At 70.0% G+C, this 20,930-nt stretch carries 33 protein-coding genes; 4 read left to right on the forward strand and 29 right to left on the reverse strand.

The genetic code is table 11. From position 1 onward, the window contains the following. Window positions 1-79: 79 nt before the first annotated feature. The 9 genes from ACZ1DY_RS00955 to ACZ1DY_RS00995 all read right to left on the reverse strand — a co-directional run bounded on the left by ACZ1DY_RS00955 (window position 80) and on the right by ACZ1DY_RS00995 (window position 4,733). Window positions 80-625: a DUF7426 family protein gene (locus ACZ1DY_RS00955; protein WP_465483339.1), complete on the reverse strand. Its 546-nt coding sequence runs from the start codon at window positions 623-625 to the stop codon at window positions 80-82. Next, entirely contained in the window at window positions 625-1,146 is a 522-nt protein-coding gene (locus ACZ1DY_RS00960) for a phage tail tube protein (RefSeq protein ID WP_465483340.1), read from the reverse strand. Before ACZ1DY_RS00960 ends, ACZ1DY_RS00955 begins: the two co-directional genes overlap by 1 nt. Before the next feature lie 11 nt (window positions 1,147-1,157). Continuing rightward, window positions 1,158-1,586: a minor capsid protein gene (locus tag ACZ1DY_RS00965; RefSeq protein ID WP_465483341.1), complete on the reverse strand. Its 429-nt coding sequence runs from the start codon at window positions 1,584-1,586 to the stop codon at window positions 1,158-1,160. Beyond that, entirely contained in the window at window positions 1,583-1,927 is a 345-nt protein-coding gene (locus ACZ1DY_RS00970; RefSeq protein WP_350573045.1) for a hypothetical protein, read from the reverse strand. The genes ACZ1DY_RS00965 and ACZ1DY_RS00970 overlap by 4 nt, the downstream gene beginning before the upstream one ends. A gap of 14 nt (window positions 1,928-1,941) precedes the next feature. Next, window positions 1,942-2,271: a hypothetical protein gene (locus ACZ1DY_RS00975; RefSeq protein ID WP_465483342.1), complete on the reverse strand. Its 330-nt coding sequence runs from the start codon at window positions 2,269-2,271 to the stop codon at window positions 1,942-1,944. Then, window positions 2,262-2,687: a head-tail connector protein gene (locus ACZ1DY_RS00980; RefSeq protein ID WP_465483343.1), complete on the reverse strand. Its 426-nt coding sequence runs from the start codon at window positions 2,685-2,687 to the stop codon at window positions 2,262-2,264. The genes ACZ1DY_RS00975 and ACZ1DY_RS00980 overlap by 10 nt, the downstream gene beginning before the upstream one ends. 68 nt (window positions 2,688-2,755) lie before the next feature. Next, window positions 2,756-3,040 (reverse strand): hypothetical protein, encoded by a 285-nt coding sequence (locus ACZ1DY_RS00985; protein ID WP_465483344.1) that lies wholly within the window; start codon window positions 3,038-3,040, stop codon window positions 2,756-2,758. Continuing rightward, window positions 3,040-4,044 carry a major capsid protein gene (locus ACZ1DY_RS00990; protein ID WP_073846172.1) on the reverse strand — a complete coding sequence of 335 codons (1,005 nt, stop codon included), beginning with the start codon at window positions 4,042-4,044 and terminating at the stop codon, window positions 3,040-3,042. Before ACZ1DY_RS00990 ends, ACZ1DY_RS00985 begins: the two co-directional genes overlap by 1 nt. A gap of 17 nt (window positions 4,045-4,061) precedes the next feature. Beyond that, entirely contained in the window at window positions 4,062-4,733 is a 672-nt protein-coding gene (locus tag ACZ1DY_RS00995) for a hypothetical protein (protein ID WP_465483345.1), read from the reverse strand. A gap of 137 nt (window positions 4,734-4,870) precedes the next feature. On the opposite strand from ACZ1DY_RS00995, the gene ACZ1DY_RS01000 reads away from it, so the two are divergent. Both ACZ1DY_RS01000 and ACZ1DY_RS01005 read left to right on the forward strand, forming a co-directional pair. Next, window positions 4,871-5,092 (forward strand): hypothetical protein, encoded by a 222-nt coding sequence (locus ACZ1DY_RS01000; protein ID WP_465483346.1) that lies wholly within the window; start codon window positions 4,871-4,873, stop codon window positions 5,090-5,092. Then, window positions 5,089-5,415, forward strand: a complete 327-nt coding sequence (locus tag ACZ1DY_RS01005) for a hypothetical protein (protein ID WP_465483347.1) — start codon at window positions 5,089-5,091, stop codon at window positions 5,413-5,415. The genes ACZ1DY_RS01000 and ACZ1DY_RS01005 overlap by 4 nt, the downstream gene beginning before the upstream one ends. 565 nt (window positions 5,416-5,980) lie before the next feature. Here ACZ1DY_RS01005 and ACZ1DY_RS01010 read toward each other — a convergent pair. The 4 genes from ACZ1DY_RS01010 to ACZ1DY_RS01025 all read right to left on the reverse strand — a co-directional run bounded on the left by ACZ1DY_RS01010 (window position 5,981) and on the right by ACZ1DY_RS01025 (window position 11,042). Beyond that, window positions 5,981-7,063, reverse strand: coding sequence for a hypothetical protein (locus tag ACZ1DY_RS01010; RefSeq protein ID WP_465483348.1), 1,083 nt, complete (start codon window positions 7,061-7,063; stop codon window positions 5,981-5,983). 100 nt (window positions 7,064-7,163) lie between these two features. Further along, window positions 7,164-7,415, reverse strand: coding sequence for a hypothetical protein (locus ACZ1DY_RS01015; RefSeq protein ID WP_465483349.1), 252 nt, complete (start codon window positions 7,413-7,415; stop codon window positions 7,164-7,166). Continuing rightward, on the reverse strand, window positions 7,403-9,472 hold the full coding sequence (locus tag ACZ1DY_RS01020; protein ID WP_465483350.1) for a phage minor capsid protein: 2,070 nt from the start codon (window positions 9,470-9,472) through the stop codon (window positions 7,403-7,405). The genes ACZ1DY_RS01015 and ACZ1DY_RS01020 overlap by 13 nt, the downstream gene beginning before the upstream one ends. Then, window positions 9,444-11,042, reverse strand: coding sequence for a phage portal protein (locus tag ACZ1DY_RS01025; RefSeq protein WP_465483351.1), 1,599 nt, complete (start codon window positions 11,040-11,042; stop codon window positions 9,444-9,446). Before ACZ1DY_RS01025 ends, ACZ1DY_RS01020 begins: the two co-directional genes overlap by 29 nt. Window positions 11,043-11,075: 33 nt before the next feature. Here ACZ1DY_RS01025 and ACZ1DY_RS01030 point away from each other — a divergent pair, with 33 nt between their 5' ends. Beyond that, a complete protein-coding gene (locus ACZ1DY_RS01030) occupies window positions 11,076-11,354 on the forward strand; it encodes a hypothetical protein (RefSeq protein WP_465483352.1) in 279 nt (92 codons plus the stop codon). Here the strand turns inward: ACZ1DY_RS01030 and ACZ1DY_RS01035 are convergent. The 16 genes from ACZ1DY_RS01035 to ACZ1DY_RS01110 form a co-directional block, all read right to left on the reverse strand. Next, window positions 11,314-12,576 carry a PBSX family phage terminase large subunit gene (locus ACZ1DY_RS01035; protein WP_465483353.1) on the reverse strand — a complete coding sequence of 421 codons (1,263 nt, stop codon included), beginning with the start codon at window positions 12,574-12,576 and terminating at the stop codon, window positions 11,314-11,316. The two genes, ACZ1DY_RS01030 and ACZ1DY_RS01035, sit on opposite strands and share 41 nt — an antisense overlap. Then, window positions 12,569-13,063, reverse strand: a complete 495-nt coding sequence (locus ACZ1DY_RS01040; RefSeq protein ID WP_465483354.1) for a helix-turn-helix domain-containing protein — start codon at window positions 13,061-13,063, stop codon at window positions 12,569-12,571. The genes ACZ1DY_RS01035 and ACZ1DY_RS01040 overlap by 8 nt, the downstream gene beginning before the upstream one ends. A 109-nt stretch (window positions 13,064-13,172) precedes the next feature. Further along, the gene (locus tag ACZ1DY_RS01045; protein WP_465483355.1) at window positions 13,173-14,039 is read right to left on the reverse strand and encodes a hypothetical protein; all 867 of its coding nucleotides are present in this window, start codon (window positions 14,037-14,039) and stop codon (window positions 13,173-13,175) included. Between the two features lie 45 nt (window positions 14,040-14,084). Then, window positions 14,085-14,357, reverse strand: coding sequence for a hypothetical protein (locus ACZ1DY_RS01050; RefSeq protein ID WP_465483356.1), 273 nt, complete (start codon window positions 14,355-14,357; stop codon window positions 14,085-14,087). Between the two features lie 47 nt (window positions 14,358-14,404). Then, window positions 14,405-14,914: a WhiB family transcriptional regulator gene (locus ACZ1DY_RS01055; protein ID WP_465483357.1), complete on the reverse strand. Its 510-nt coding sequence runs from the start codon at window positions 14,912-14,914 to the stop codon at window positions 14,405-14,407. Beyond that, on the reverse strand, window positions 14,911-15,240 hold the full coding sequence (locus ACZ1DY_RS01060; protein ID WP_465483358.1) for a hypothetical protein: 330 nt from the start codon (window positions 15,238-15,240) through the stop codon (window positions 14,911-14,913). Before ACZ1DY_RS01060 ends, ACZ1DY_RS01055 begins: the two co-directional genes overlap by 4 nt. 16 nt (window positions 15,241-15,256) lie before the next feature. After that, the gene (locus tag ACZ1DY_RS01065) at window positions 15,257-15,772 is read right to left on the reverse strand and encodes a zinc finger domain-containing protein (RefSeq protein ID WP_465483359.1); all 516 of its coding nucleotides are present in this window, start codon (window positions 15,770-15,772) and stop codon (window positions 15,257-15,259) included. Then, window positions 15,769-16,647 (reverse strand): helix-turn-helix domain-containing protein, encoded by an 879-nt coding sequence (locus ACZ1DY_RS01070; RefSeq protein ID WP_465483360.1) that lies wholly within the window; start codon window positions 16,645-16,647, stop codon window positions 15,769-15,771. Before ACZ1DY_RS01070 ends, ACZ1DY_RS01065 begins: the two co-directional genes overlap by 4 nt. Next, entirely contained in the window at window positions 16,644-16,886 is a 243-nt protein-coding gene (locus tag ACZ1DY_RS01075) for a hypothetical protein (RefSeq protein ID WP_465483361.1), read from the reverse strand. The genes ACZ1DY_RS01070 and ACZ1DY_RS01075 overlap by 4 nt, the downstream gene beginning before the upstream one ends. A gap of 148 nt (window positions 16,887-17,034) precedes the next feature. Continuing rightward, on the reverse strand, window positions 17,035-17,379 hold the full coding sequence (locus tag ACZ1DY_RS01080; protein WP_465483362.1) for a hypothetical protein: 345 nt from the start codon (window positions 17,377-17,379) through the stop codon (window positions 17,035-17,037). Then, window positions 17,358-17,624, reverse strand: a complete 267-nt coding sequence (locus tag ACZ1DY_RS01085; RefSeq protein WP_465483363.1) for a hypothetical protein — start codon at window positions 17,622-17,624, stop codon at window positions 17,358-17,360. Before ACZ1DY_RS01085 ends, ACZ1DY_RS01080 begins: the two co-directional genes overlap by 22 nt. Then, window positions 17,621-17,989 (reverse strand): hypothetical protein, encoded by a 369-nt coding sequence (locus ACZ1DY_RS01090; protein ID WP_465483364.1) that lies wholly within the window; start codon window positions 17,987-17,989, stop codon window positions 17,621-17,623. The genes ACZ1DY_RS01085 and ACZ1DY_RS01090 overlap by 4 nt, the downstream gene beginning before the upstream one ends. Then, window positions 17,986-18,795, reverse strand: coding sequence for a recombinase RecT (locus ACZ1DY_RS01095; protein ID WP_465483365.1), 810 nt, complete (start codon window positions 18,793-18,795; stop codon window positions 17,986-17,988). Before ACZ1DY_RS01095 ends, ACZ1DY_RS01090 begins: the two co-directional genes overlap by 4 nt. Beyond that, complete coding sequence (locus tag ACZ1DY_RS01100; RefSeq protein ID WP_465483366.1) at window positions 18,792-19,694, reverse strand: YqaJ viral recombinase family nuclease; 903 nt, start codon at window positions 19,692-19,694, stop codon at window positions 18,792-18,794. The genes ACZ1DY_RS01095 and ACZ1DY_RS01100 overlap by 4 nt, the downstream gene beginning before the upstream one ends. Continuing rightward, window positions 19,694-19,882 (reverse strand): hypothetical protein, encoded by a 189-nt coding sequence (locus ACZ1DY_RS01105; RefSeq protein WP_465483367.1) that lies wholly within the window; start codon window positions 19,880-19,882, stop codon window positions 19,694-19,696. Before ACZ1DY_RS01105 ends, ACZ1DY_RS01100 begins: the two co-directional genes overlap by 1 nt. Then, on the reverse strand, window positions 19,879-20,127 hold the full coding sequence (locus ACZ1DY_RS01110; protein ID WP_465483368.1) for a helix-turn-helix domain-containing protein: 249 nt from the start codon (window positions 20,125-20,127) through the stop codon (window positions 19,879-19,881). The genes ACZ1DY_RS01105 and ACZ1DY_RS01110 overlap by 4 nt, the downstream gene beginning before the upstream one ends. A 179-nt stretch (window positions 20,128-20,306) precedes the next feature. Here ACZ1DY_RS01110 and ACZ1DY_RS01115 point away from each other — a divergent pair, with 179 nt between their 5' ends. Further along, the gene (locus ACZ1DY_RS01115) at window positions 20,307-20,774 is read left to right on the forward strand and encodes a hypothetical protein (protein WP_465483369.1); all 468 of its coding nucleotides are present in this window, start codon (window positions 20,307-20,309) and stop codon (window positions 20,772-20,774) included. Window positions 20,775-20,930: the final 156 nt, after the last annotated feature.

Raw genomic sequence — 20,930 nt, forward strand, 5'->3', positions numbered from 1 at the left:
CGGATGCGCAGCCAGCGCCACGAGCGGGCGCGCAGCAGGCCGGGCACCTCGAGGTCGAGGCCGTAGACCTCGTGCAGGTCTAGCTCGACGAGCGACCAGCGCGCGAAGATGTCCGACCAGCGCGGGCCGTCGCCGGCGCCGCCTTCCGTGTCCGGGGCGTACCACTCCCGGATGCCCGTTGCGGGGTCGATCGGGCCGCCGCGCGACGGCTCGCCCGATTCCCCGCCGAGGCTTCCGGGCGGCCGCCGGCGTTCCAGTACGCCTCGGCGGCCTCCGGGCTCTGCGTGTGGTGCAGAAATGCGGTCATGCCGGCGACCTTGAACCGCGGCCACGCGACCCCGTCGGCGACCATCTCGTCGTAGGCCGTGCCGAGCGACTTGCGGTACATGTCGATTTCCTGCGCATCCGACAGCAGCTCGCCGCCCGGTTCCGGCACCGACAGCTCGCCGGCGTCGGGGTCGTCCTCGTGCGCCTTGACCGCGGCCGCCACGCCGAACATCCAGTCGTGAAGGCGCTGCAACCGCAGACCGGTCTCGGCGTCGACCGGCGGAACGGCGTAGACCTTGCCGCCGATGGGCAGCTCGAGCCCGCCGTCGAGCAGCTCGTCGAGATCCCGATACGCCATCACTTACCCCCGCTCGTCGAGGCGACCGAGGCACCGCCGGCCGGCGGCGTGGTCACGGGGTTGGTGATCTCGAGCGGCTCGCCCTGGCCCAGCAACGTGAAGTTGAACGGCTCGAGGTCGGTCGTTTCGCCGCCCTTAGTGAACTCGGACACCTGCGCGTACCCCTCGGACGCGTCCGGTGAACCGTCGCGGCGGTACCACCGCACATGCACGTCGGCCGAGAAACCGACCTTGCGCGCGGCCTTACGGATGAACTCTTGCCCGGGGTCGGGGGTGTAGGCGGTCGCCGCGGTATCGCGCTTGCGCTTGCCCTCGGCTTCGATCTTCCATTTCCGCTGCGTGATGACGTCCGCGCCCCACCCGGGCGCGTCATTGGTCGAGTCGTCCTCGGTGTTGTCGTCGGTGCTCTCCGAGAAGTTCGACAGGCCGCGCACCGGCGTCCACTGCGGAGTAGTGGCGCCGCTCGCGGCCGTGTCGACGTCGAGCGCCCAATCGCTGGCGAGCATGGAACGTAGGGCCATTGCGGCGCCTCCTATTGGCGGTAGCGGGTCGGGTGGTGTGCCCGAATCCGGTAGGTGTCGGTGTGCACGTAGCGGCCGTTCTGGTCGATGCCGCTGGGGTTCGAGGTCTCGCGCGTGACCAGGTGGACGCCGAGCCCAAGCTGCTGCTCGCCGGCGCCGGCGAGCGCGTCGAACGCGGCGTCGACGAGGTCGAACAGGTCGCGCGGGTCCTGGCCGGCGGAGCGGAAGCGGATGCGCAGGCCGTACTCGGCGTCGGCGTCGGTGTCGTGGGCGAGCGGGTAGAGCAGCAGGGCGACCGCGCGCGCCGGGTCGGCGGGCAGGCCGCCGAACACGATGCCGGTTTCGTTGGCCGCGTAGCCGGCGTCGGCCCGGTAGGTTCCGACGCCGGCCGCGGCGAGGTGGCGGGCGATGAGGTCGCCCAGCTCGACGACAAACCTCATGAGCGGGTGGCCTTGCGGATCTGCGCGGCGATGATCTGCCGGGCAACGTCGATCTCGTCATCGAGTGCGGTCTCGAGGTACTTCGCTTCGCCGTCTTCGTGGTGCCAGGTGGTCTCTTCGTGCTGGCGCACGGCGTACTCGGTGTCGAACGAGACGGCGCCGGTGAGTCCGTCGGTGGTCGCCGTGCCGGTGTTGCGGAGCGCGCCGGTGTCCTTGGGCGCCCGATTTACGGCGACGCTGCGGACGTGCTCGGCGGCGAGCTTGACGCCCTTCTCGGCACCGCGGGTGAAGTCCTCGAGGACGTGATCGCCTTGCCAGTGAAACTCGGTCTTGAGCCGCACGGCGGGTACCTCCCTTACGTGAGGGTGATCTCGAGGTGCGCCGGCGCGCTGGGGTGGTCGAACGTGCTCGCGGTGATCACGGTCGCCGTGCGCTCGGCCGGCGTGCCGGGCCACACGGTGACCTCGGAGCCGGCCGGTACTGCGGGGCCGGGCCTGGTGACCACGGTCGTTTCGCTGATGGTCTCGGCGCCGTCGGTCGCGCGGACCAGGCGCCGGCGGTCCTCGACGTAGGCGCGGCGGACGGTGAAGGGTCGGCCGAAGGTCGGGCCGTACGCGCCGGTGCCGGTGTAGGGCTTGACGGTCACGGTGTGCGGGAGCAGGAACGCGGGCATGGTCAGCGCCACCGGGCGACCTCCTGCTCGACCGGGCCGTCGCCGAGCAAGCCGGCCGCGGTGAGTATCTGCATGGCCTCGGGCGACAGCCGGGCGGCTTGCGCGCCGCTCGGTGTGCCGGCGGCCGCGGTGGTCGCCCGGGTGAGGTTCACGGACCCGATGCCGGCGGAGGTGAACCGGGCGGCTGCGCCGGAGTCGTCGCCGGTGTCTTCCCACCATGCGACGGTGGCGCATGTAGCGTCGCGTACCGCGGCGCGCACGTCCGGGTCGGCCGGGTAGCCGGCCGGGTCGGTGAGGTAGACCGCGGTGACGAGCAGCCAGTCGACGAGCTGTGACGCGCGGGCGAGCTGCCGGGTGATGCCCTCGGGCGGGGTGGTGATGTCGAGCCAGTTCGCGTAGTCCTCGGCGGTCGCGTACGCGCGTGCCACGGCGACCCCCTCTCGTTGTGGAAGCCGCGGCCGGCGCCCGGTCGGGGCACGGGTGCCGGCCGCGGCGGCTACTTCGCCGGCGTGCGGCGGCTGGTGCGTTTCGTCCCTTCCGGCTCGGCCGGAGCGTTCTCGGCCGCCGTTTCGTCGGCGGGCGCGGTGTCGACCGGCGGGTCGTCGACGGCCGGCTCGGCGGGTTCGACGTCGTCCTCGACCGGCGTCACGGTGTAGCCGTGCCGCTGGAAGTAGGCGACCGCGTTCTCGTCGTCGGCCTCGCCGCGGCCGGCGGTGAACCGGACGCCGGCGACGGTGCCCGTGTAGTCGGCGACCGGGGTTTCGATGATGTGTCGTGGCATCACTGCACCTTGATGTTGCGGAAGACGGCGGCCGCCTTCGTGGCCTTGAGCGCGACGGCGACCGGGCCGAGCTCCACCTCGCCCTTCTTGACCGCGCCGGCGACGGTGAAGTCGGGCAGCCAGCTCTCAACGAGCTGCGTGCCGACGGTCGCGACCCCGTGGAACCCGTCGAGCCCCACGCGGTAGGCGTACAAGTCGGTGAGCCCGGTCGCCGCGGTACCGCCCACGGTCCGGCCGAGAATCGGCACAATCGGGTTGTTCGTGCCGGCCTTCGCGCCGGCGTCGACGAGCAGCACCCCGCCGTAGGTCTCGCGGACCACCGGCCGGCCGTTGACGCCGATCAGCCCCTCGACCGGGTCCCGGGTGTACATGCCGGCGCGGCGCGCGGCCGCCCGGACTCGAGCAAGCGACTTCGCGTTCCCGATGACCACCGACGGCGCACCGTCGAGCAGCGAGAGGAACTCGTCGACGGCGTCGAGCGCCTTGTGCTCGGCGCGCGCGTTGGTGTCGAAGTCGGTCCAGTCGGTCACCTGGCCGGCGCGAAACTCCGTGGTGGAACCCACGAGCGCCTTGTCGAGCCCGTCGAAACCGTTGCTCTCGACGGCGGTGTCACCGTTGATCACCGCATCCTGAAACCGGGTGTTCGCGGCCTTGATCTTCTGCGACATGTTCAGCGACACCGCGGCGGACGCGGCCGGGCCGACCTTGGCGATAACCCGGTCAACCTCGAACGCACCACCCAGCACGGCCAGGTTGACCGAAAACGGTGCGGTGGTGACGTTCTGCGGCGCGTACTCAGAGTTGAGCGCGCGGAAATCCGCGGTCGGCTGCGTGATCAGCCGGCGGTACCCGTAGGTGAGCGTTGCGCCCCCACCGGAGGGGTTGACGACGTCGTCGAAGATCAGCGAGTCGAGGATCGCCGACTCTTTCCGGAACTCGTCGATCACGGCCGGGTCGTAGTCGGTCTGTGCGTTGTTCTTGGCCTCGGCCAAGGTCACGGGCATGGAACTCTCCTAGATGCTCAGTTGCCGTAGTGGCGGGAAATGGCGTCCGTGAGCGACTTCGCGGCGGGCTTCTCGCCGGACCCGCCGGCGTGCTGCCCGCTGCTGCGCGGCGGCACCTGGCCGGCGGCGCGCAACTTCGGGTTGTCGGTCACGGCCTTGGTGATCGCTGCGCCGACCTTGTCGGCGAAGTCGGCCGCGGTGGGGTCGAGCTGCTCGACCGCCGAGAGGAACGCGCGCGAGTCGACCAGCGCGGCCGGGTCGGCGCCGAGCGGGCCGGCGGACTTGAACACGGCCAGCTCGACCGCGGCGGCGCGGGCGCGCTGCTGCTCGGCGGTGACCTGCTCGGCGAGCTTGGCCGGGTCCGCCTTGTCGTCGTCGCCGGCGACCAAGCCGAGGGCCTTGCCGATGTCCTGCGCGAGCTGCTGCCGCGCCTCGTCGGCCGCCTTCGTCTTCGCGGTCGTGCGGTCCGCGGCGTTCTCGGTGCGCAGCTCGCGCACCATCTTCGCCAGCGTCGCCGGGTCCAGCGCGGCGAGATCGTCCGCGGCCGCGCCCTGCTCGGCCGGCGCCGGTGCGCCCGGCTGACCGGTGGCCGACGGCTGCTCTCCGGTCGAGGGCTGGCCGGTCGTGCTCGGTTCGCCGGGCGTGGCGGTCGGTTCGCCGGCGCCGGCCGGGGTGATGGGTGCGGACACGGTTGCCTCCTGGGCGGTCGTGGGATGGGGAAACTCGGCACCTGGCCAAGTCAGAAACCTCGTCTCGATTCTTGACAAGGTTTATCGGCGAGCCTTAACTTTGTCTTGTTCCGAGACGACGTTTTGAGGGGATTGTGATGCAGGCACTTTTCGAGGTCGCGCCGCTGCTTGAGGCCGAAGCGCTGCGCAAGCACATCGCCGACCAGATCCCCGGACAGGTCGACATCTGGGAAGCGTGCGCCGAGGTCGCGGCCGAGCGTGCCGTCATCGCTCCGGAGCCGTTTGCGTGGCCGGAGCCCGTTGGTGCTCTGCCGCTGTATGTGCGCGACGAACTGTTCGGCGGAGTGGTGCTCTCGTGAGCACCGTTCGCTACCTCGGCATGAACGGTCTAGCCGAGCGCCTCGGCGTCACGCGCCACGCTGTCGACAAGTGGCGTCGCCGCTACCCGGCAGACTCGGCGCACCCATTTCCCGAACCTGACGCCGAAATCGACGGAGGGGTGCCGGGCTGGTTGCCGGAACGGCTGCCGGAAATTGAGCAGTGGCGGGCTGGAATGCCTGGACGTGGCGCCGGAGGCGGCCGCCCTTCCGTGCGTCTACTGAAAGATTGTGAGTCGCCTGCGGTATCTGACCTTGATACCTGGGAGCGTGACCCGCTCGACGGCGGCCCGAATTCTCAGTGAGCGACTGTTGCATGCAACGAACGCAAGCGGCCCTGTTTTATGGGCCGCTTGCGTTCGGATGCCTTATGTAGAACTCGAAGGCGGGCAGGCTCGAAGTTAGGGGCGAAGCACGTACGCAAGTTCGTAAAAACGAAGCAATGCGCCCCCGACGAGCAGAACTTGGTAGATAACTAGGAATGCTGCGACTGCGGAAAGCCACACGGACGGCGTAGTAGCCGTGAAGATCACGCCGAGCGCTAGGAAAGCAGTGCCGGCAACGCCAACCAATACGGTCCAGACGAGATGTGCGCGCATCTTGTCAAGGACTTGAAGACGTGGGCCATCGGCTAGGGTGTCAACATTGGTCCTGGCATCAATGCTTCGCTCCCAGAACCTCAATGCCATTGTGAAAGTTAGGCCGGTTAGGATCGATGTTGCTGTGAGCAGGCCGGATAGTGCCGGAATCCTCACAGAGAAGAAGAACACGCAGGCCGCAGGGATCAAGGCGATTGCGACGATGCAAATTTCTGACCAGGCAGGATCGGCGGAAGTTCCAAACGGACTCTTGGCAATCTGAGTGAATTGGTCACGTACGAGAAGTCGTTGACCCATTCGGCTCATCCCAGACCACCTCCCATGGTTCGGCTGAAGCGTCGTTCCACTCGTGTGTGTCCCACTTACATTGTCCCGCAGATCGCTCGGTCAAGCCATACTGGCCGCTCAGTAGTTCGAGGATCTCGACGCAGCCGGCCTTGAACTCATCGTCACTGGGACGACTAGACGTCACCCCATCGTCCGCGTCTGACACGATAGGGAACGACATGCTTACTGCTCGTGACGAATGCACGTTCACGAGCCGCTGAGTCCCGCCAGGCATCTTGACCGCAAGGGATGATTCCCAGCCTTCGTCAAGCAGCGACTTGACGGCGTCTTCCTCGCTTGCGCCGGGCCTCAGTACGGGTACGAGCGCTCCCAGGAGGCTTTCGCGGGTAGGGCGGTCCTCGGCTCCTTGGGGCAAGCTCTTGGACTTCCAGAACTTGCGACGTCGAGGAGTCAGGCGCACTTCGACCTCGACGGACTCGTTTGAGACCATGATCAACTTATCGCTACCTTCGCTGGCCCGCGGCCGCTTGAACACCAGTGCCTTCACTGGTTGTTCCTCGACCGACTTTCGCAGCAGGTCTTCGGTCATCGCGGGCAAGTTGTTCAGCTTCAATCCGTCGAAGTACTTATCGAAAGTCTTGCTCAGTAGCGTGTAGGACATGGTCGTAGCGCCAGCCAGGCCGACGCGCTCGGCGATCACGATAACGTGGTGGCCACCGGGTGGGCAGTAGTAGCAGTGGCGTACCGGGGTGAATTCGGTATCGACTTCGTCACGGCTCATGCGAGTGCCGTCCGCCTTGCGGATCTCGCTCTTGATCCCGGACCGCCCGGGTTGGATCTCTACGAAGATCGCTTCTTTCCCCCGGTGCAGCTTTGAAATGATCAAGTGACGGTTCTGGTCGTCTGGGTCACGAAACAGGATGCCCCGGGATGCAGCGAAGATCTTCGCAAGTGCGTCGAGCACGTGAGTCCCGTTCCCGTCGATGTCCTTCGTCGGTCGGAGATCGGTCGGGCTGCCGTGCACGGCAACCGACATTAGGTACGGCACCAGCTGGTATGTGGTCATGACCCCTCGATTTAGAGCAGACGGCGTAGCTCGAGGTAGATCGCTTAAAACCAGGCTCGTTGTTACACAACGTAATGAGATCGTGTTGCGTACACGAGGTCTACGCCGATGCCTGCTGAAGGGCGTAAGCGGCTTGTCCGTCTTGGTAGCCCTGGCGCCATACGCGCGCGAGCGCGAGGGGTCCGCGCTCGGCGGTCTGTCGGCGGGCACGCTCGGCCGGCGTTCGTGGGCCGAGCCACTCGGGCACGTGCGCCGGCGTGTACGGGTTCGGTGTCGGTGGCGCGAGCCCGTAGCCGGCCGCGTAGCCCTGGTCGCGGGCGGCGCGGACCTGCTCGGCGGTTATTGCAGCCACGACTCACCCCCGGTGCGGAACCGTTCGCCGTTGCCGCCGCCGAGCTGCTCGGCGACGAATTGGTCGAACGTGACCCTACCGTTTTCGTCCCACCACTGCTTTAGCTCGTCGGACGCCCAACGGCGGGCGTAGGTCTCGTTCTGGCGCCACAGGTTCCGCGGGTCCAGCCCGGCGCGTTGGCCTTCCGGAGTAAGTAGGAATCCGTTGGTTGCTGCCTCGGCGGCGAAGTAGTCGCGTTCGAGGCGGTCGGCGTAGGCAGCGCGGGCGAGTTCGTCGAACCCGCGGCCGCGGTAGCCCTCGCGCCGAAGCCGGGCGATGGCGTCCTCGCGACGCATCTTCTCGACGTCCTTGTCGAACACCTCGGCGTACGCCTGTTCGTAGTCGAGACCGGTCTCGACGAGCCGATCGACCTCGGCCCACTTCTCGGCGTCCGGGTCGTCGGCGACCGCGTCGGCGTACTGCTGGTCGGCTTCGCGCCGGTCCAGCTCGGCGAGCACCGCGGCGACCGCGTCCTCGTCGTCGCCGACTTCGGCGAGCCGGTCGCCGAGCTGCTCGTCGGACAGCTCCCGCAGGTCCACCGGTGCGGCCAGCGGCGCGATACGCCGTTCGATCTCGTCGCGTACTGCCTGGTGCGTCCGGCTGACCTGACCGGGCTTGCCGAGCAGTTCGGCACGCTCGGCGAAAACCCGGTCGGCGACGGCGAGTTCGTCGTCGCTCAACTCGGCCGGCGTGCGCTGCTGCGCGGCGAGCGCGTCGGCGACGGCGTTGTCGGCCGCGGCCTTCTCCGCGGCGAGCCGTGCGGCCTCGCGCCGGCGGGCCTGCTCGGCGGCGATGGCGTCGAGCCGGTTCTGCTCGGCGCTGCCCTCGGCGACCTGGTCGGCGAGCTGGTCGCGTCGGTGCTCGGCGGCCCGGAGGCCGCCGTGTCCGAGGTTGACTTGCTCGCGGTAGCGCTTGCGGTTGAGCCCGGTCCGCTTCACGTGCTCGCGGATCTCGGCTTGCGTCTCGCGCACCCGACGCTCGGCGGCCCGGCGCTCGTCGTCGGTGAGCGCGGCCGCGGCCTTGCGCTTGTTCCGGCGCACCTTGCGCTCGAGCGCGCGCAGGTCTTCGCGGTCCTGCTCGGCCTTGGCATCGTGCTCGCGGATCTCGTCGAGCTTGGTCACCCCCGGCAGGTACGGCACGAACTGATGCCGACAGTTCGGGTGCATGAGCCCCTCAAGTCGCGCCTGCTCGACGGTCGCGGCGACGTCGACGGTGACCGTCTCGTCGGTGAGGGTGTGCTCGACCTGGCGCTCGCCGGCCGGGCCGGACAGCGCCAACACCCGCCCTTCCCAGCGAGTACAGAGCCGGCAGGCATGGCGCGAGCGAGTGATCGTGACCAGCTCGACGCCGGCGGACGCCATGCGAGCGAGGTGCCCGTCGTTCCACGCGCGCCCGGTCGCGGTGCGCACGGCCATCTCGACGTAGCTCGCGAGATTCCAGTCGCGGCCGGCGCGGTCAACGAACCCGGTCACGCCCTGGGCGGCGAGCCGGTCCCACGCGGCACGCTGCGCCGAGTGGATCGTGCCGGTACCGAGCAACTGATCGGGCGCTGCGGCGGCGACCGCCGTTTGATAGGCGTCCTGCTGCCAGCGCAGGACGCGTAGCGGCAGGGCCTCGAGTCGGTTGGTGAGGTCCGCGGCGAGGATGGCGGCCGCCTGCATTCCGGGCACTACGCCGGCGAGCTGCTCGAGCTGCTCGGGCGACAGTGCGCCGAGTTCGGCGAGCTGCGCGAGCCCTTGCTCGGCGCCGGCCTGCCACGCGGCGAACACGGAATCGGCGGCCGCCTGGCCTGCCTGCCCGGTGACCTGCGTAGCGATCCGCTCGGCGGCGAGCCGAAGCTCACGCGCCGCGGCGGCCTTCTGCGCGGCCCACTCGGGCACGTCCTGACCGGCGCGGACCCGTCGGGCGATGTCGCCGAGCAACCGCGCCTCGGCCTGCGTGTACAGGGCGAGGATGTCCGCGGCGAGCCGCTCGACGACGTCGGCCGGATCAACTCCGGGCGGGGGTTCCCACGGCATCGGCGGCCCCCTCGACCTTGTCGTCGCCGGGTGCCGACGGGTCGGGGAACTGGTCGAGCCCGCGGAACGTCGCCGGATCGGGCACGGTTCGGCCGGACTCGGCGAGGATGGCGGCGACCTCGTCGCGCACCTGGTCGTCGTCCCAGTCGGGGTGAATCATCCGCACCCGTACGTCGGTCGAGGCGGCCTCGGCTGCGCCGAGTGCCTGCACCGTGCGCGCGAGCGTTTCGGGGTCCGGTTGTGTCCGGTCGGGAAACTCGACCTTCGGCAGGTCGGACACGGTCGCCGTGCCGCCGAAGACGGTCCGGTCGATCTCGACCAGCGCGGCGGAGACGTGCGCGAGCCCGGATGCCCAGTACCGGGCCTTCTTGTCGCGGGTGCGGTTTGACAGCTTCTCGCGGGCGGTGACCTCGGTCGCGGTGATCGAGGCGTCGCCGTCGTTGTCGCCGAGGGTGGCCAGTGAGTAGCCAGCGGCGCGGAGCGCGGTCCGGGTGATGTCTTCGGCGGTGTCGCGGTGTTCGGCTACCCGGATGGCGAATTGGTGCGCGGAGACGGTGAGGGTGTCCGAGCCGCCGCGCGACAGCGCGTTCAACTCGGTGTAGACCTCGCGGTCTTCGTCGAAGCTCGCGCCGCGGCCGGCGCCGTTGTCCTGCAAGTACCCGGTGGGCACCAGTAGCCGGGCCTTGGCGATCCGGACGTCGCGCATCCAACTCGTGTAGACCTCGTCGAGCGCGTCGAAGAGACCTTCGACCCCGTCGAAGTCCGAGCGGCCCAGCGGTGCGAGTTGCGGCGTGCCGCGCCACACCCGGTTAGGGCGGACGTTGGGCACGTACGCGGCGGCGAGCCGGTCGGTGCCGGTGGCGATGCTGCCCTCGGCGTCGACCAGCGGCGCCGCCCACTCGGTCGCAGAGTCCTCGGTGAGCGGCACGGCCCGACCGAGTTCGGTGTCGGTGCCGACGTGCAACGCGTGCACGATCCGGCCCGGTTCGTAGCGCTCGAGGTGGCGCCACACGGCCGGGCCGTCGACGCGCACCCGTGTGTAGAAGGTGACCGCGGCCAGTTCGCCCCAACGCCATTCGGGCACCGCGGCGTCGGCGTGGACGGCGTCGAGCATGGCGTGCTTGGCCACGTCGGCATCCCAGACCACGCGCAGGTAGGCGCCGCCGAGCGCCGAGGCGATCTCGGCCGCCTCGAGCAACCGCGAGTGCATCGCCGGCGAGTTGAGCGCGAGGTCGAGCCGAGCCTGCGCCGCGGTGTCGTCGACGATGATGCGTGGCGGTTCGGAGAACAGAAGGTCGGCCGAGGCGGTCGCGATGTCCGCGGCGAGCGGCACGTGCAATCGCTGTCGGGTCTGGCCAACGGGGACCGGGCGGCCCCAGAAGAACCGGGCGAGCCCGCCCACCAGGCCGCCGCGGTAGGTCGAGGGCCGGAGTCGAGGTGTAACAGCGCGCCGGCGTTCACCGGTGTAGATCTCGACGAGCCGCTCGGGATCGCCCGTGTACCAGGCATCCCACTCGCGCATACGCGTGTGCGCGTCGTCGAACGGCGGGGGAGGCCAGGAAGACGGCATGACGCACCCCCTTTCACCACAGCAGGGAGAAACGTGGGAATCATCAAGCAGGCCAAGGCGGACAACGTCGCCGGCGAAGCGCGCAAGGCGTTCGAGGAAGGCCGCTTCTTCTTCGCCGCCCGGTTGAACTGGCCGGCGACGCACCACTTTTTGTCTGGCGAGGTCGCCGACTGGTCCATCCAGATTGAGGCGATCGAGCGCGCCGGGTGGGTGCTGTCCGAGTGGTCGGTCGGCCAGGACAAGCAAGGCAGACCGGAGGCGTATCCGCTGTTCAGGCGGCGGCGAGAGCAGGCCGCCAGAGCGCCTCAGTAGTCGTTACGGCGTAGCGACCGCCGTCGAGCGAGTGATCAGCGATCTTGATCGGCTTGTCCTCGCCGGCGGCGGTCGCTTTGTCGTCCCACGAGTAGCCGGGTACCTCGGCGATGAAGCCGCGGCACCGGTCGGCGACGCGCAACCGGTCCTCGGCGAGCAGGCTCGACACGGTCCGGATGCCGTAGGCGACGTCGTTGTCGGCGGCTTGGGTGAGCACGCCGTCGGACTGGAGTTGCACCCGGAACGACGCGGCGGCCGGGTCGACGACGACGAACTCGGGCCGGCCCTGCTGGCGCGGGTGGTGCTCGAGGCCGAGCCACTCGCGCAGTCCGGCGGCGAGCTGGGAGTCGGTGAGCCGGGTCCGCGCGTGCGCCGGGTCGTGGCGCCACTCGTCGACCAGGTACAGCCGGTCGTCGGCGCCGAGGCCGAGCAGCAGCGCCGCGGTTGCGTTCGTGGTGCCATAGTCGACGCCGGCGGCGAGCAGTCGCCGCAGGTCGGGCAGCTCGGCCCACGGCACGACGTGCCGGTCGGGGTCCCACATGTCGAACACGGCGCCCTCGGCGGCGACCCACTCGCCGAGGATGAAGCGCCGGAACCACAAGCCGGTGTATTCGCGGCGGATGCTCGCGCGGTACTCGGCGGACAACGAGGGGTTGTCGTCGAGGGTGAACGCGAACGAGCGCCAGTCGGGCAGCTCGGCGAGCCGGTCGAGGTAGTCGTGTTTCAGCCAATGCGCGGGGTTGTCCGGGTTGGTGGTACCGAATAACTGCGCGCCCGGAACCGACATCCGGCCTAGTAGCTGCTTGAAGAACTCCCGGGCAACGACGGTCACCTCGTCGACGTACGCGCCGGCGCACGTGAGCCCCCGCAAGACTTTCTCGGCCTTGCTGTCCGATGCGCCGAGCACGAACACTTGCCGGCCGAGAATCCAGCCGGACGGCGCGCCCGCCGTGTAGCGGACGTGGTCGGCGACCGCGCCGAACAGGGTCGGGTCTTGCAGCGGCGCGAAAACGTTGCGCGCGACCGAGTCGCGGGTGCGCCCGACAACGACGAGTTGTCCGCCGCGGGGCGCGTGCGCGACGTAGATCAACCAACGCAACAAGCTCGCGATGGTCTTGCCCGACCGGATGGCGCCCGACCAGATGTTCACCCGGGCACGCGACTCCCGCATCGACTCGATCTGTGCCGGCGAGAGCGGCAGGTCGAGCGCGGGCTCACCCACTCGCCGGCCCTGTCGCGATGCCGAGCGCGACGGCGAGCCCGCCGAGCATCGACCGAGCGCCCTCGGCGCCGGTGTCGGCGTCGACCTGCTCGAGCTTGGCCGCGGCGCCGAGATGCGTCGACATCGCCGAAGCGAGCGCCTTCTCGTCCGGTGCTGGCACGTGGTCGAGCACCTTGGACTCAATGCCGTTGATCGTGGTCGCGGTGAACGTGTACCGATCGGCCTCGAGCCGGCCGAGAATGCGCTCGGCACGGCCGTAAAGCCGGCCGACGATCTCGGTACGGCGAGCCCGGTTGTCGACCTGGCGCGCGTGCGTCGCGGCGGCAGTGGCCGAGCGGTCGAAGGACAGGCCGAGCGCGCGGGCGATGCCGGTCACCGTGGACGGCGAGCGGTTGATCTCCCGGGCGATGTCGTTGCGGGTCTTGCCTTCGGCGTGCAGCTCGCGCACGCGCTCCCGGTCGGCGTCGGTGATCAGATTGCGCGGCAAGGTGGTCACCTCGCCCCCGGGCAGCAGACAGCCCCGGACCGAGGGGGAGGGTAGTCCGGGGCTGTCGGATCGTGGTGCGGGTACAGCTCACCCGCTGCTAATCGCCAGTTTAAGCACAACCGGCCGGTTCGCGGGTTACACGCTTTCGCGCGGGGGTGACGAGCGCAAGCTCGATGACGTCGCCGACGCGGTACCGCGGCCGGCCGTGTTCGTCGGGCTCGCGCTTGTCGAGCTTGCCGGCGCGCGCCCACGTGCGCAGCGTGTTCGCCGACAGTTCGCGGCCGAGCAGTTTCGGCAATGCGCGGGCGATCTCCGCCGCAGTCGCCTCGACATCCCGGGCGGCGTCGAGCAGCTTCTCGCGCCGAGCCTCGACGTCGTGGTGCATTCCGCACTCACGGCAGGCGACGACGGCCCGGTCGGGGCGGGCGTAGAGGTCGGCCGAGCAGTCCGGGCACGGCCCGCAGTACAAGCGCGCCGGCGGGAGGTCGACGGCCCGGCGGACCTGCTCGACGGCGTCGCCGATCTCGTCGACCAGCTCGCCGCCGGCCGGGTGGTACTCGACCCACGACGGGTGTCGACGCAGCCACGCGGCCATTTCGGGCACGGTGTCGTCGAGGTCGAGCGGTTCCAGCTCGGCGACGGTGAGTGGTGAGCCGTCCGGCGCGGTCTCGCCGCTGGGTACCTGCTGGCGTAGGCCGTGTGTCTCCCACAGGTCGCGCACCCACGTCGATAGCACGTTGTGCACGACGTCGCGGACCTCGGCGGCGCCGACGTTGAACGGCAGCCCGGTCTCGGCCGGCCGAGAGCCGACCCGCGGCGGCCCGGTGTTCGCGAGCCGGGCGACGGTGTCCTCGAGGTAGTCGACCAGCTCGGCGACGTCGACCAGGTCGGAACGGAGCCGGCCGAGGCACGACGGGCACACCGTGCCGCCGGTGGTGGCGTTGGCGCAGAACGGGGCGGCGCACGTGTCGATCATGCACTCGAGCCTCGAGCCGGCCGTGTCACCGACCGGGCGCGACGACTACGCGGCGCCGGCCGCCCGGTCGACGAGCACCCACCCGCCCGCGGCGCACGGCACGCACTCGATGCCGTCGACCGAACCGGCGCCGTGGCACTCGCGGCACACGGCGTCGAACCACTCGTCGCCCTCGACCGAGCGGTGCGGCGCGGCGCCGAGTCCGCCGTGCGCCTTGGCCAGTAGGCACACGCGGCCGGGCTTGTGCGGGTGTTCGTGGCGACAGTTCACCGGGTCACCGGCGATGAGCGTGCTTCGGGCGAATGCGCGTGCGCTCAACGAACCTTCCTTCGTGTCGAGTCGGGACAGCCTACGACCGGTGCCGTTCACGCGGCCGCGCCGAGCGGCTCGTCGAGTTCGGCCTCGGCAGGGATCGGGAGACCGGGCAGCGCTAGCACGTACTGACCGGCACCGGCCCACGTGCGGCCGGACCGGACCGGCTCGGCGAGCACGTACGCGCGCGACACCGCGCCGCGCCGGCGAGCCCGCAGACGGGCACGGCGCTCGCGTTCGTACTCGGCGTGCGCCGCGGTGCACGCCGAGCAGCGGCACCGGTGTTTCGCGTACCGCGCGTTCGTGCCGTGCGCCGGCCGAACCGTCGGCGCGGGGTGGCCGCCCTGCTCGGCGACCGCGGCCCGCTCGTCGGCAGCGAGCCCTCCCCAGATCCCCCACGCTTCCCCGGAGGCGAGCGCGTCGGCGAGGCACAGCTCGCGCACCGGGCACTCGGCGCACACGGCCCGGCACTGGTCGACCTGCTCGTCGGCAGGGTCGATGAAATCGAGGTCGAGGCGCCCGCGGCACGCTGCGCGCTCGCGCCACGGCGGCCGGCGCGTCACTGCGGCGCCTTGTCGATAAGCGGCGCGGCGAGCACGGCCTCGGCGAGCCGACGAAGCCGGTAGGGCAGCAACCCCGTACCCGGTTGCCGCGCGAGCCCCTCGAGCGCGATGCCGAGCCGGCGGCCGAGGTCGCCCTCGACGACGGCCGGCGCGCGCTTGCCGGCCTGGCGCAGCAACGCGGCGAATCGGTCGAGCGCCGACGAGTCGACCGGCGCCGGTCCGGGGTAACCCGCGCCGGAAGAGTCCACCGAGCCGGCGTCGACGCGCGCGTGCGCGCGGAGGCGCCGGCGACCGGTCGCCGCGGTGGTCTCGTCGTGGTTGTTCATCGTTTCCCCCTGGTGTTCAACGTGTGGACGCGAGCGCGTCGGCGAGCCGGGCGTCGTGCGCGGGCTGCTTGGTGAGCGGCTTGCCACCGGGACCGGTGCACGGTGCGCCTGGTCGGGCTTTGCACCAGGTGCACGCCACGGCGAGGTAGGCGCGACGGGCCTCGACTTCGGCTTCGGCGTACTCGGGATCGACTCCGCGGGTGATGGCGAGCGCCGCGGTAACTCGGGCGACCCCGTTGCGGATGGCGCGCAGGTTCGGCGGGCGCTCGATGGCACGGGCTCGCAACTGCGCGTTGTGCTCGCGCTCGGCGGCGTCGCGACGGATCGTTCGCCAGTACTCGACGATGTCGGCCGGCATGACGGTCTCGCCGTTGTGCCGGTAGTGCGCTCGGACCGCGGCGCCGGCGACGTCGGCCGGGACGTCGTCGAGGATGCCGGCCCACATCGTGAGCACGTCCGGATCAGGTTGCGGCACCTTCGGGTCGACGGCCGCGGCGGCGCCGAGCAGGGTCGCGACTTCGGCTCGGTTCATGCGCGCATCCCCTCGACGAGCTGCTCGACGGGCTCGGCGTCGACGGGCGCAGGCTCGGCGGCGAGCGCGAGCCACCCGCGGACCTTCTCGCCTCGAGCACTGCGCACCGGTGGACGCGCGGCCGGCCGCTCTGCGCGCCGGGTGGCCTTGACCGCGTCGTCGTACAGGTGCGGCAGCAGACCGGGCCGAGCGTCAGGGCGGCGGTCCCATTCGTCGAGCGCGGCACGCAACGGAACCAGCGCACCACCGTCGCGCAAAATGCCGTCAGCCTGCTTGGCGAGAGCCCGAATCGTCGCCGGCCGGTAGGCGGCGCCGGTCTGGTCACGCCACGAGGTCACCAGCCGGTAGGCGTCGGGTCGAGACGCGGTCGCCGAAAGTTCCGCCGCGGTGGTGGTGCCTCGCGTGCGGGGGCGCGCGTGACGGCCTGGTTCCGTAGTTCGGTTCAGTAGTTCCGGTTCACCTTGGGGTGTCGCTGTGACACCCGCGTGGGGTGTCTGTCCGACACTCTCGGGGTGTCGCTCTGACACGGGGGGAGTGTCGTTCTGACACTCGGGGGTGTCGGTGTGTCCCTCCCCCTGGGGTGTCGGTGTGGCACCGTCGCTAGACCGGTTGAGCATGAGGCGGTACTCGCTGGACGTGTCGGCACCGGTGCCTCGCTGGCGTCGAGTGCGGGCGATGAGTCGCCGCTCGACGAGCGTGTCGAGCCCCCGCTGCACGGTGCGGCGCGACGCCTCGGTTTCACGCGCGAGCGTGGTAACTGACGTCGTCGCGTAGCCGTCGCGGTTGGCGTGCTCGGCCAGGGCGTAGAGCACGAGTTTCGGCATGGGGCCGCCGACCTGCTGCTCGGCGGCCCAACGCAGGGCTTGAACGCTCACCAGGACCCCGCCGCGGCTTCGTACTCTTCGGCGATCATGAAGAAATCCACGTCGAGCAGTGCGGCGACCTGGTCGAGGGTGTCGCCGCGCCGGCGAGCGATCCGGACGACCTCGAACACCTCGCGTGGGTGCAACTCGTCGTACGTGCGCCGGCCGTTGAGCGCTGCCTCGACGGCGAGCGCGTCGAGTTTGCGCACGGGCGCGGCCGCGGTCTTAGTGCCGGGAAATTCGATGATCACGGGTCCCCCTGGGGTGGTGCAGTGGCGGACGCGGGCGCGCTCCACCGCGCCCGCCACTGGTCGGTGACGTGCTGCTGTTGCTGTGTTGGCTCGAAACGCTAAGGAAGAAGTTGGGCGTGAAGTGACAACAAAGTGACAAGAAACCGCTCTACGACAACGTTTCCACGACCGGCCCGCGAGCAATCCACACCCGGTTACGGCTCGCGCGGCGGCTTCGCCGGCGGCTGCGGTACTCACCGCACGGCACGATCAGCCGACGCGCGGCCCATGTGCCGAGCACGGACGGAAGGACGTTCGGCGAGTGCGGCTCGACGTCCTTGGGAACGGCCTTGCGGACGTCTTCGGCGGTGAACGGCCGGCCTTCGCGGACCAGCTCAGCGAGCGCGGCCTCGGCGGCGGCCCGGTAGTCGCGGTTCACGGCGACCGCGGCGGCGAGGTTGGCCTCTTGCCCGGCGTGCCGGTCGGCGAACCCTAGGGCGAGCTGGTCGGCCACGGCTTGGACCCCTCCCACGGTCGTGACCGGATCTCGCGAGCCCACTCGGCCAGTTCGGCGAGTAGCTCGCGGTGCCCGGACATGTCGTAGATCCGCTGCCCCGGCGTTCGTCCGGTGACTACCGGGCACGTTGGGCACTCCGGGCAGCACGTCGAGCAGTCGGTCGGGTCGCAGCAACCGGCGCCGAGGTGCTCGGCGCAGCAGAGCACAACGCGGCCAGTCGGCACGAGCGCGGACGCGGTCACGCGGTCACCTCCCGCAGAGCCGAGCGCAGCATCGACAGGTGTTGCTCGGCGCGCACGGCGCGCGCCTTCCACTCGGCTGCCGCGGTTAGCTGCTGTCGGATCTCGCCGAGGGTGAGCCCGTCGAGCGGGTCGACCTCGACCTCGGCGGCCGGCGTGGTCCGGTGCTTGTTCAGGTGCGGCCGGATCGAGTGCATGTTGTCCGAGGTGTAGTCGCAATGGACGCACCCGTACGTCGTCGAGCCGTCGGCGAGCAGCAGCGTTCGCGTCTGCCGCCAGAGCACCGGCGCGCCGCCCTTGGCGCGCATTGGCGCCTCGGTGGGCTCGTCGGCAATCACCTCGAGCCCCTTCGCGCTGGTCGCGGTCATCGTTCACCGTCCGCGGTGTCCGCCGGCGCGGCTGGCCAGTCCTCGACGACTTCGGCGTCGACGACGTCGTCGCCGGTGGGCAGGGTGACCGGCGCGGCCGGTGGCGCCTCGGGCGGCGGCCCGTCGGGCTGCCAGACGCGCTCGGCGCTGGTCGGCACCCACTTCGCGAGCTGGTGCGCGGCCGACTTGAGCCACATCGCCTTGGGGTTCCACTGCCACGGTGAGAACGGCGAGTCGGCGCCCTCGGCCTTGGACAGAATGACGGCGATGTCGTCGGCGGAGAGCACCGAGACGTTGCTGGTCGCCCCGTCGCGCATCTTCGCGTAGGCGTAGGCGAGCACCAGGTCGCCGCGGTCGGCGCGCCAGTTGATCTCGTGCACCGGCCGGTCGTGCTCGCCCGGGTTGTAGGCGAAGGTGTCGTGTTCGCGCACGACTTCGACCTTGACCGAGGACACCGCCCCGGCCCGGTACATGAGTTCCACCTCGCCCTGATACCCGGTGATGCCGAGGACCTCGGGACCGCGCTTGGTTTTGCGCGGCACTAGGTAGTACTGCTCCGTGCCCGGCTCGAGCCCCTTGCGCGCGGCATCGAGCAGCGCGACGAGCAACGACGTCGGGTTCTTCTCCGCGGCGTGCGCGAGCTGCGGACTCCGGCGCAGGGCACCGGTAGCGATACGCAGCCACGTCTCGGGCTTGATGTGGCTGGGAAGCACGGTCGCGAAGTCCGTGCGGTACTTGCGCACCAGCGCGGCCGGCGAGCTGTCCCGCTGCTGCGCGACGGCCGACGTGACGGTCTGAGTGGTCATGCTGCGGCGCTCACCTTCTGCGATGTCGAACGGATGGGAGACGGGCGCAGCGACGGCGGCGAGTCGCCAGCGCCCGGTACGCGAATAGCGATGGACTCGCCGGCGACTACGGCGCGCCGGCCGGAGCCGAGCGCGTCGAGCACCTCGGCGGCCGCTCGCCGCTTGGCGTTCTCGGCGGCCTTGTGCTCGGCTACCGCGGTGCGGTAGCGCTCGGCAAGCGTTGGAGCGATCTCGATCTCGACGTCGTCGATGAGCGGGTGCAGTGCGCGCACCGTCCGGTAGGTCGCGGTGTGCTCGTCGATGTCCGGGCGTTCGTCGCGCTCGAGGGTGTCGAGGAATTCGCGGGCGGCGTCGCGGAGCACGGAAACCTCGGCGATGTTCCAGTCGACGAAGTACTCGCGGTAGTCCGATCCGGAGATCAACACGGCGATGTGCGCGCGGGACAGGCCGAGCGTGTCAAGCTGCCACAGGGCTTGCGTCCGGTAGTAGATCGGCACCTCGTCGGTACCCGGCTCGCCCCACTCGTCGGCGTTGTGCGCGGTCTTGACCTCGAGCAGCGCGCGCCCGGTGAGGCTGGACAGCAGCCGGTCGGGGGTCGCGAGCTGCCACGGCCGTGTCCGGCTGGCCCATGTTCCGGTCCGGCGCACCCGGTACTCGGGGTGCAGCTCGGCGAACGCGCGGGCGATCGGGTCCTCGAGCCACCGGCCCCACCGCATGACCTCGGTGTCGTCGGCTTGGCCGGCGTAGCCCTTCTTTCGATGCCACAGCGAAAACCGCGATTCCCACGGCGAGAGGCCGAGCACTGCGGTGACCTCGGACCCGCCGAGGGCGGACACACGTGCGGCGAGCCATGCCGGCGAGCCGGGCTCGAACGTGCCGACGCGCTTCGCGGCGCCCATTACGCGGCCTCGCTAAGGCCGAGCCGGGCGGCGATGCGCTGCTCGAGTTCGTCGAGAGAGGGACCGCCCGGGACATAGGCGGCGGAAGCGGACTCGCGCGGACTGCGCTCGAGCAGGTCTCTCCGAGCGAGCGCCAGCACTCGGCCGGCGCCGGCGATGGCTTGCTCGCGCGTGACGGTCGGGCTCATGCTGCGCGCTCGGCTTTCGTGTTCTCGACGAGCAGTTCGCCGGCCGGGCACTGCAAGGCGCGGCACAACGCGCCGAACAACGGCGCCGAGGGTTGCCGGCGCCCGCTCTCGAGCTGGTAGACGGTGGACGGGTGGACGGGTCGGCGCAGTTGCTCAGCGGTCAGTGCAGCAAGCGCGTAGCCGGTAAGGCCGTGTTCCTCGCGGGTGGCGCGGAGCTTGGCGCCGTCGATGGTCCTGGTTAGCACCTAGCCAACATATGCCAAGCGATGCCAACTTATCGACCTTGATTTGACCAGTTTTTGTCACAACTTGGCGGCTGAGGTCGCAACAGTTTGCTTACGTTGGCGCTTCAACAGGTGTCCAGTCGGGTGATTTGGCATACCGTGCCTAGACATGCCAACTTTTGCCTACAAGGATGGCGCGCATGGACCCCGGACAGCAGCGTTTCGCCGATCAGCTCGACGAACGCCGGGCAGCTCTCGAGCTGACCTGGAACGAGGTAGCCGCGCGCATGAAGATGTCGCGCGAGTCGTTGCGACTTCTCCGCATTGGGCAGACCAAGATGCGCGCGAGCACTCGCCGCGCTCTCGAGGCTGCTCTCGAATGGCCTCGAGGCATGGTCGACCACCTGCTCGCGGGGGGTGAGCCGCACGCGTTCGTGCCCGGCGACGACGAGGTCGCCGAGCCCGCTCGGCTCGATCTTGACACTCGCGATGGGCAACTCGAGGCCATTCGCCGGATTGTCGAGCTGTTGCCTGCGCACAGGCGTCTCTACGGCGTTGACGTCTACTACGCCGAGTTGGGCAGGGTGACGGAAAAGGCTCGCGAGCTGGGGTTCCTTGCCGAGGTGCAGGGCTGGATTGGCGCGCTGCCGGATGCGGGGGAGCGGTAACCGTGCAGGTCAGAACGAGTGACTCACTCGTTCGGCCGAGAAACAAGATCTTTCATGTTGCCGATGAGCCTAGCGAGGGGGATCGATCATGTGTTCGATTCTGAGAGGCTAGTAGGGGGATTGATGTCAGTTCAGCTTCGGTCGGCATCTCTGGCG

The sequence above is a fragment of the Amycolatopsis sp. PSD-21 genome (genome assembly GCF_055561455.1).

Excerpts from the sequence above, each read along its gene's own strand:
- ACZ1DY_RS00955 (WP_465483339.1), bottom strand. The coding sequence starts at position 625 with ATGGCGTATCGGGATCTCGACGAGCTGCTCGACGGCGGGCTCGAGCTG.
- ACZ1DY_RS00960 (WP_465483340.1), bottom strand. The coding sequence starts at position 1,146 with ATGGCCCTACGTTCCATGCTCGCCAGCGATTGGGCGCTCGACGTCGAC.
- ACZ1DY_RS00965 (WP_465483341.1), bottom strand. The coding sequence starts at position 1,586 with ATGAGGTTTGTCGTCGAGCTGGGCGACCTCATCGCCCGCCACCTCGCC.
- ACZ1DY_RS00985 (WP_465483344.1), bottom strand. The coding sequence starts at position 3,040 with ATGCCACGACACATCATCGAAACCCCGGTCGCCGACTACACGGGCACC.
- ACZ1DY_RS00990 (WP_073846172.1), bottom strand. The coding sequence starts at position 4,044 with ATGCCCGTGACCTTGGCCGAGGCCAAGAACAACGCACAGACCGACTAC.
- ACZ1DY_RS01000 (WP_465483346.1), top strand. The coding sequence starts at position 4,871 with ATGCAGGCACTTTTCGAGGTCGCGCCGCTGCTTGAGGCCGAAGCGCTG.
- ACZ1DY_RS01010 (WP_465483348.1), bottom strand. The coding sequence starts at position 7,063 with ATGACCACATACCAGCTGGTGCCGTACCTAATGTCGGTTGCCGTGCAC.
- ACZ1DY_RS01020 (WP_465483350.1), bottom strand. The coding sequence starts at position 9,472 with ATGCCGTGGGAACCCCCGCCCGGAGTTGATCCGGCCGACGTCGTCGAG.
- ACZ1DY_RS01025 (WP_465483351.1), bottom strand. The coding sequence starts at position 11,042 with ATGCCGTCTTCCTGGCCTCCCCCGCCGTTCGACGACGCGCACACGCGT.
- ACZ1DY_RS01045 (WP_465483355.1), bottom strand. The coding sequence starts at position 14,039 with ATGATCGACACGTGCGCCGCCCCGTTCTGCGCCAACGCCACCACCGGC.
- ACZ1DY_RS01060 (WP_465483358.1), bottom strand. The coding sequence starts at position 15,240 with ATGAACAACCACGACGAGACCACCGCGGCGACCGGTCGCCGGCGCCTC.
- ACZ1DY_RS01065 (WP_465483359.1), bottom strand. The coding sequence starts at position 15,772 with ATGAACCGAGCCGAAGTCGCGACCCTGCTCGGCGCCGCCGCGGCCGTC.
- ACZ1DY_RS01090 (WP_465483364.1), bottom strand. The coding sequence starts at position 17,989 with ATGACCGCGACCAGCGCGAAGGGGCTCGAGGTGATTGCCGACGAGCCC.
- ACZ1DY_RS01095 (WP_465483365.1), bottom strand. The coding sequence starts at position 18,795 with ATGACCACTCAGACCGTCACGTCGGCCGTCGCGCAGCAGCGGGACAGC.
- ACZ1DY_RS01100 (WP_465483366.1), bottom strand. The coding sequence starts at position 19,694 with ATGGGCGCCGCGAAGCGCGTCGGCACGTTCGAGCCCGGCTCGCCGGCA.
- ACZ1DY_RS01105 (WP_465483367.1), bottom strand. The coding sequence starts at position 19,882 with ATGAGCCCGACCGTCACGCGCGAGCAAGCCATCGCCGGCGCCGGCCGA.
- ACZ1DY_RS01115 (WP_465483369.1), top strand. The coding sequence starts at position 20,307 with ATGGACCCCGGACAGCAGCGTTTCGCCGATCAGCTCGACGAACGCCGG.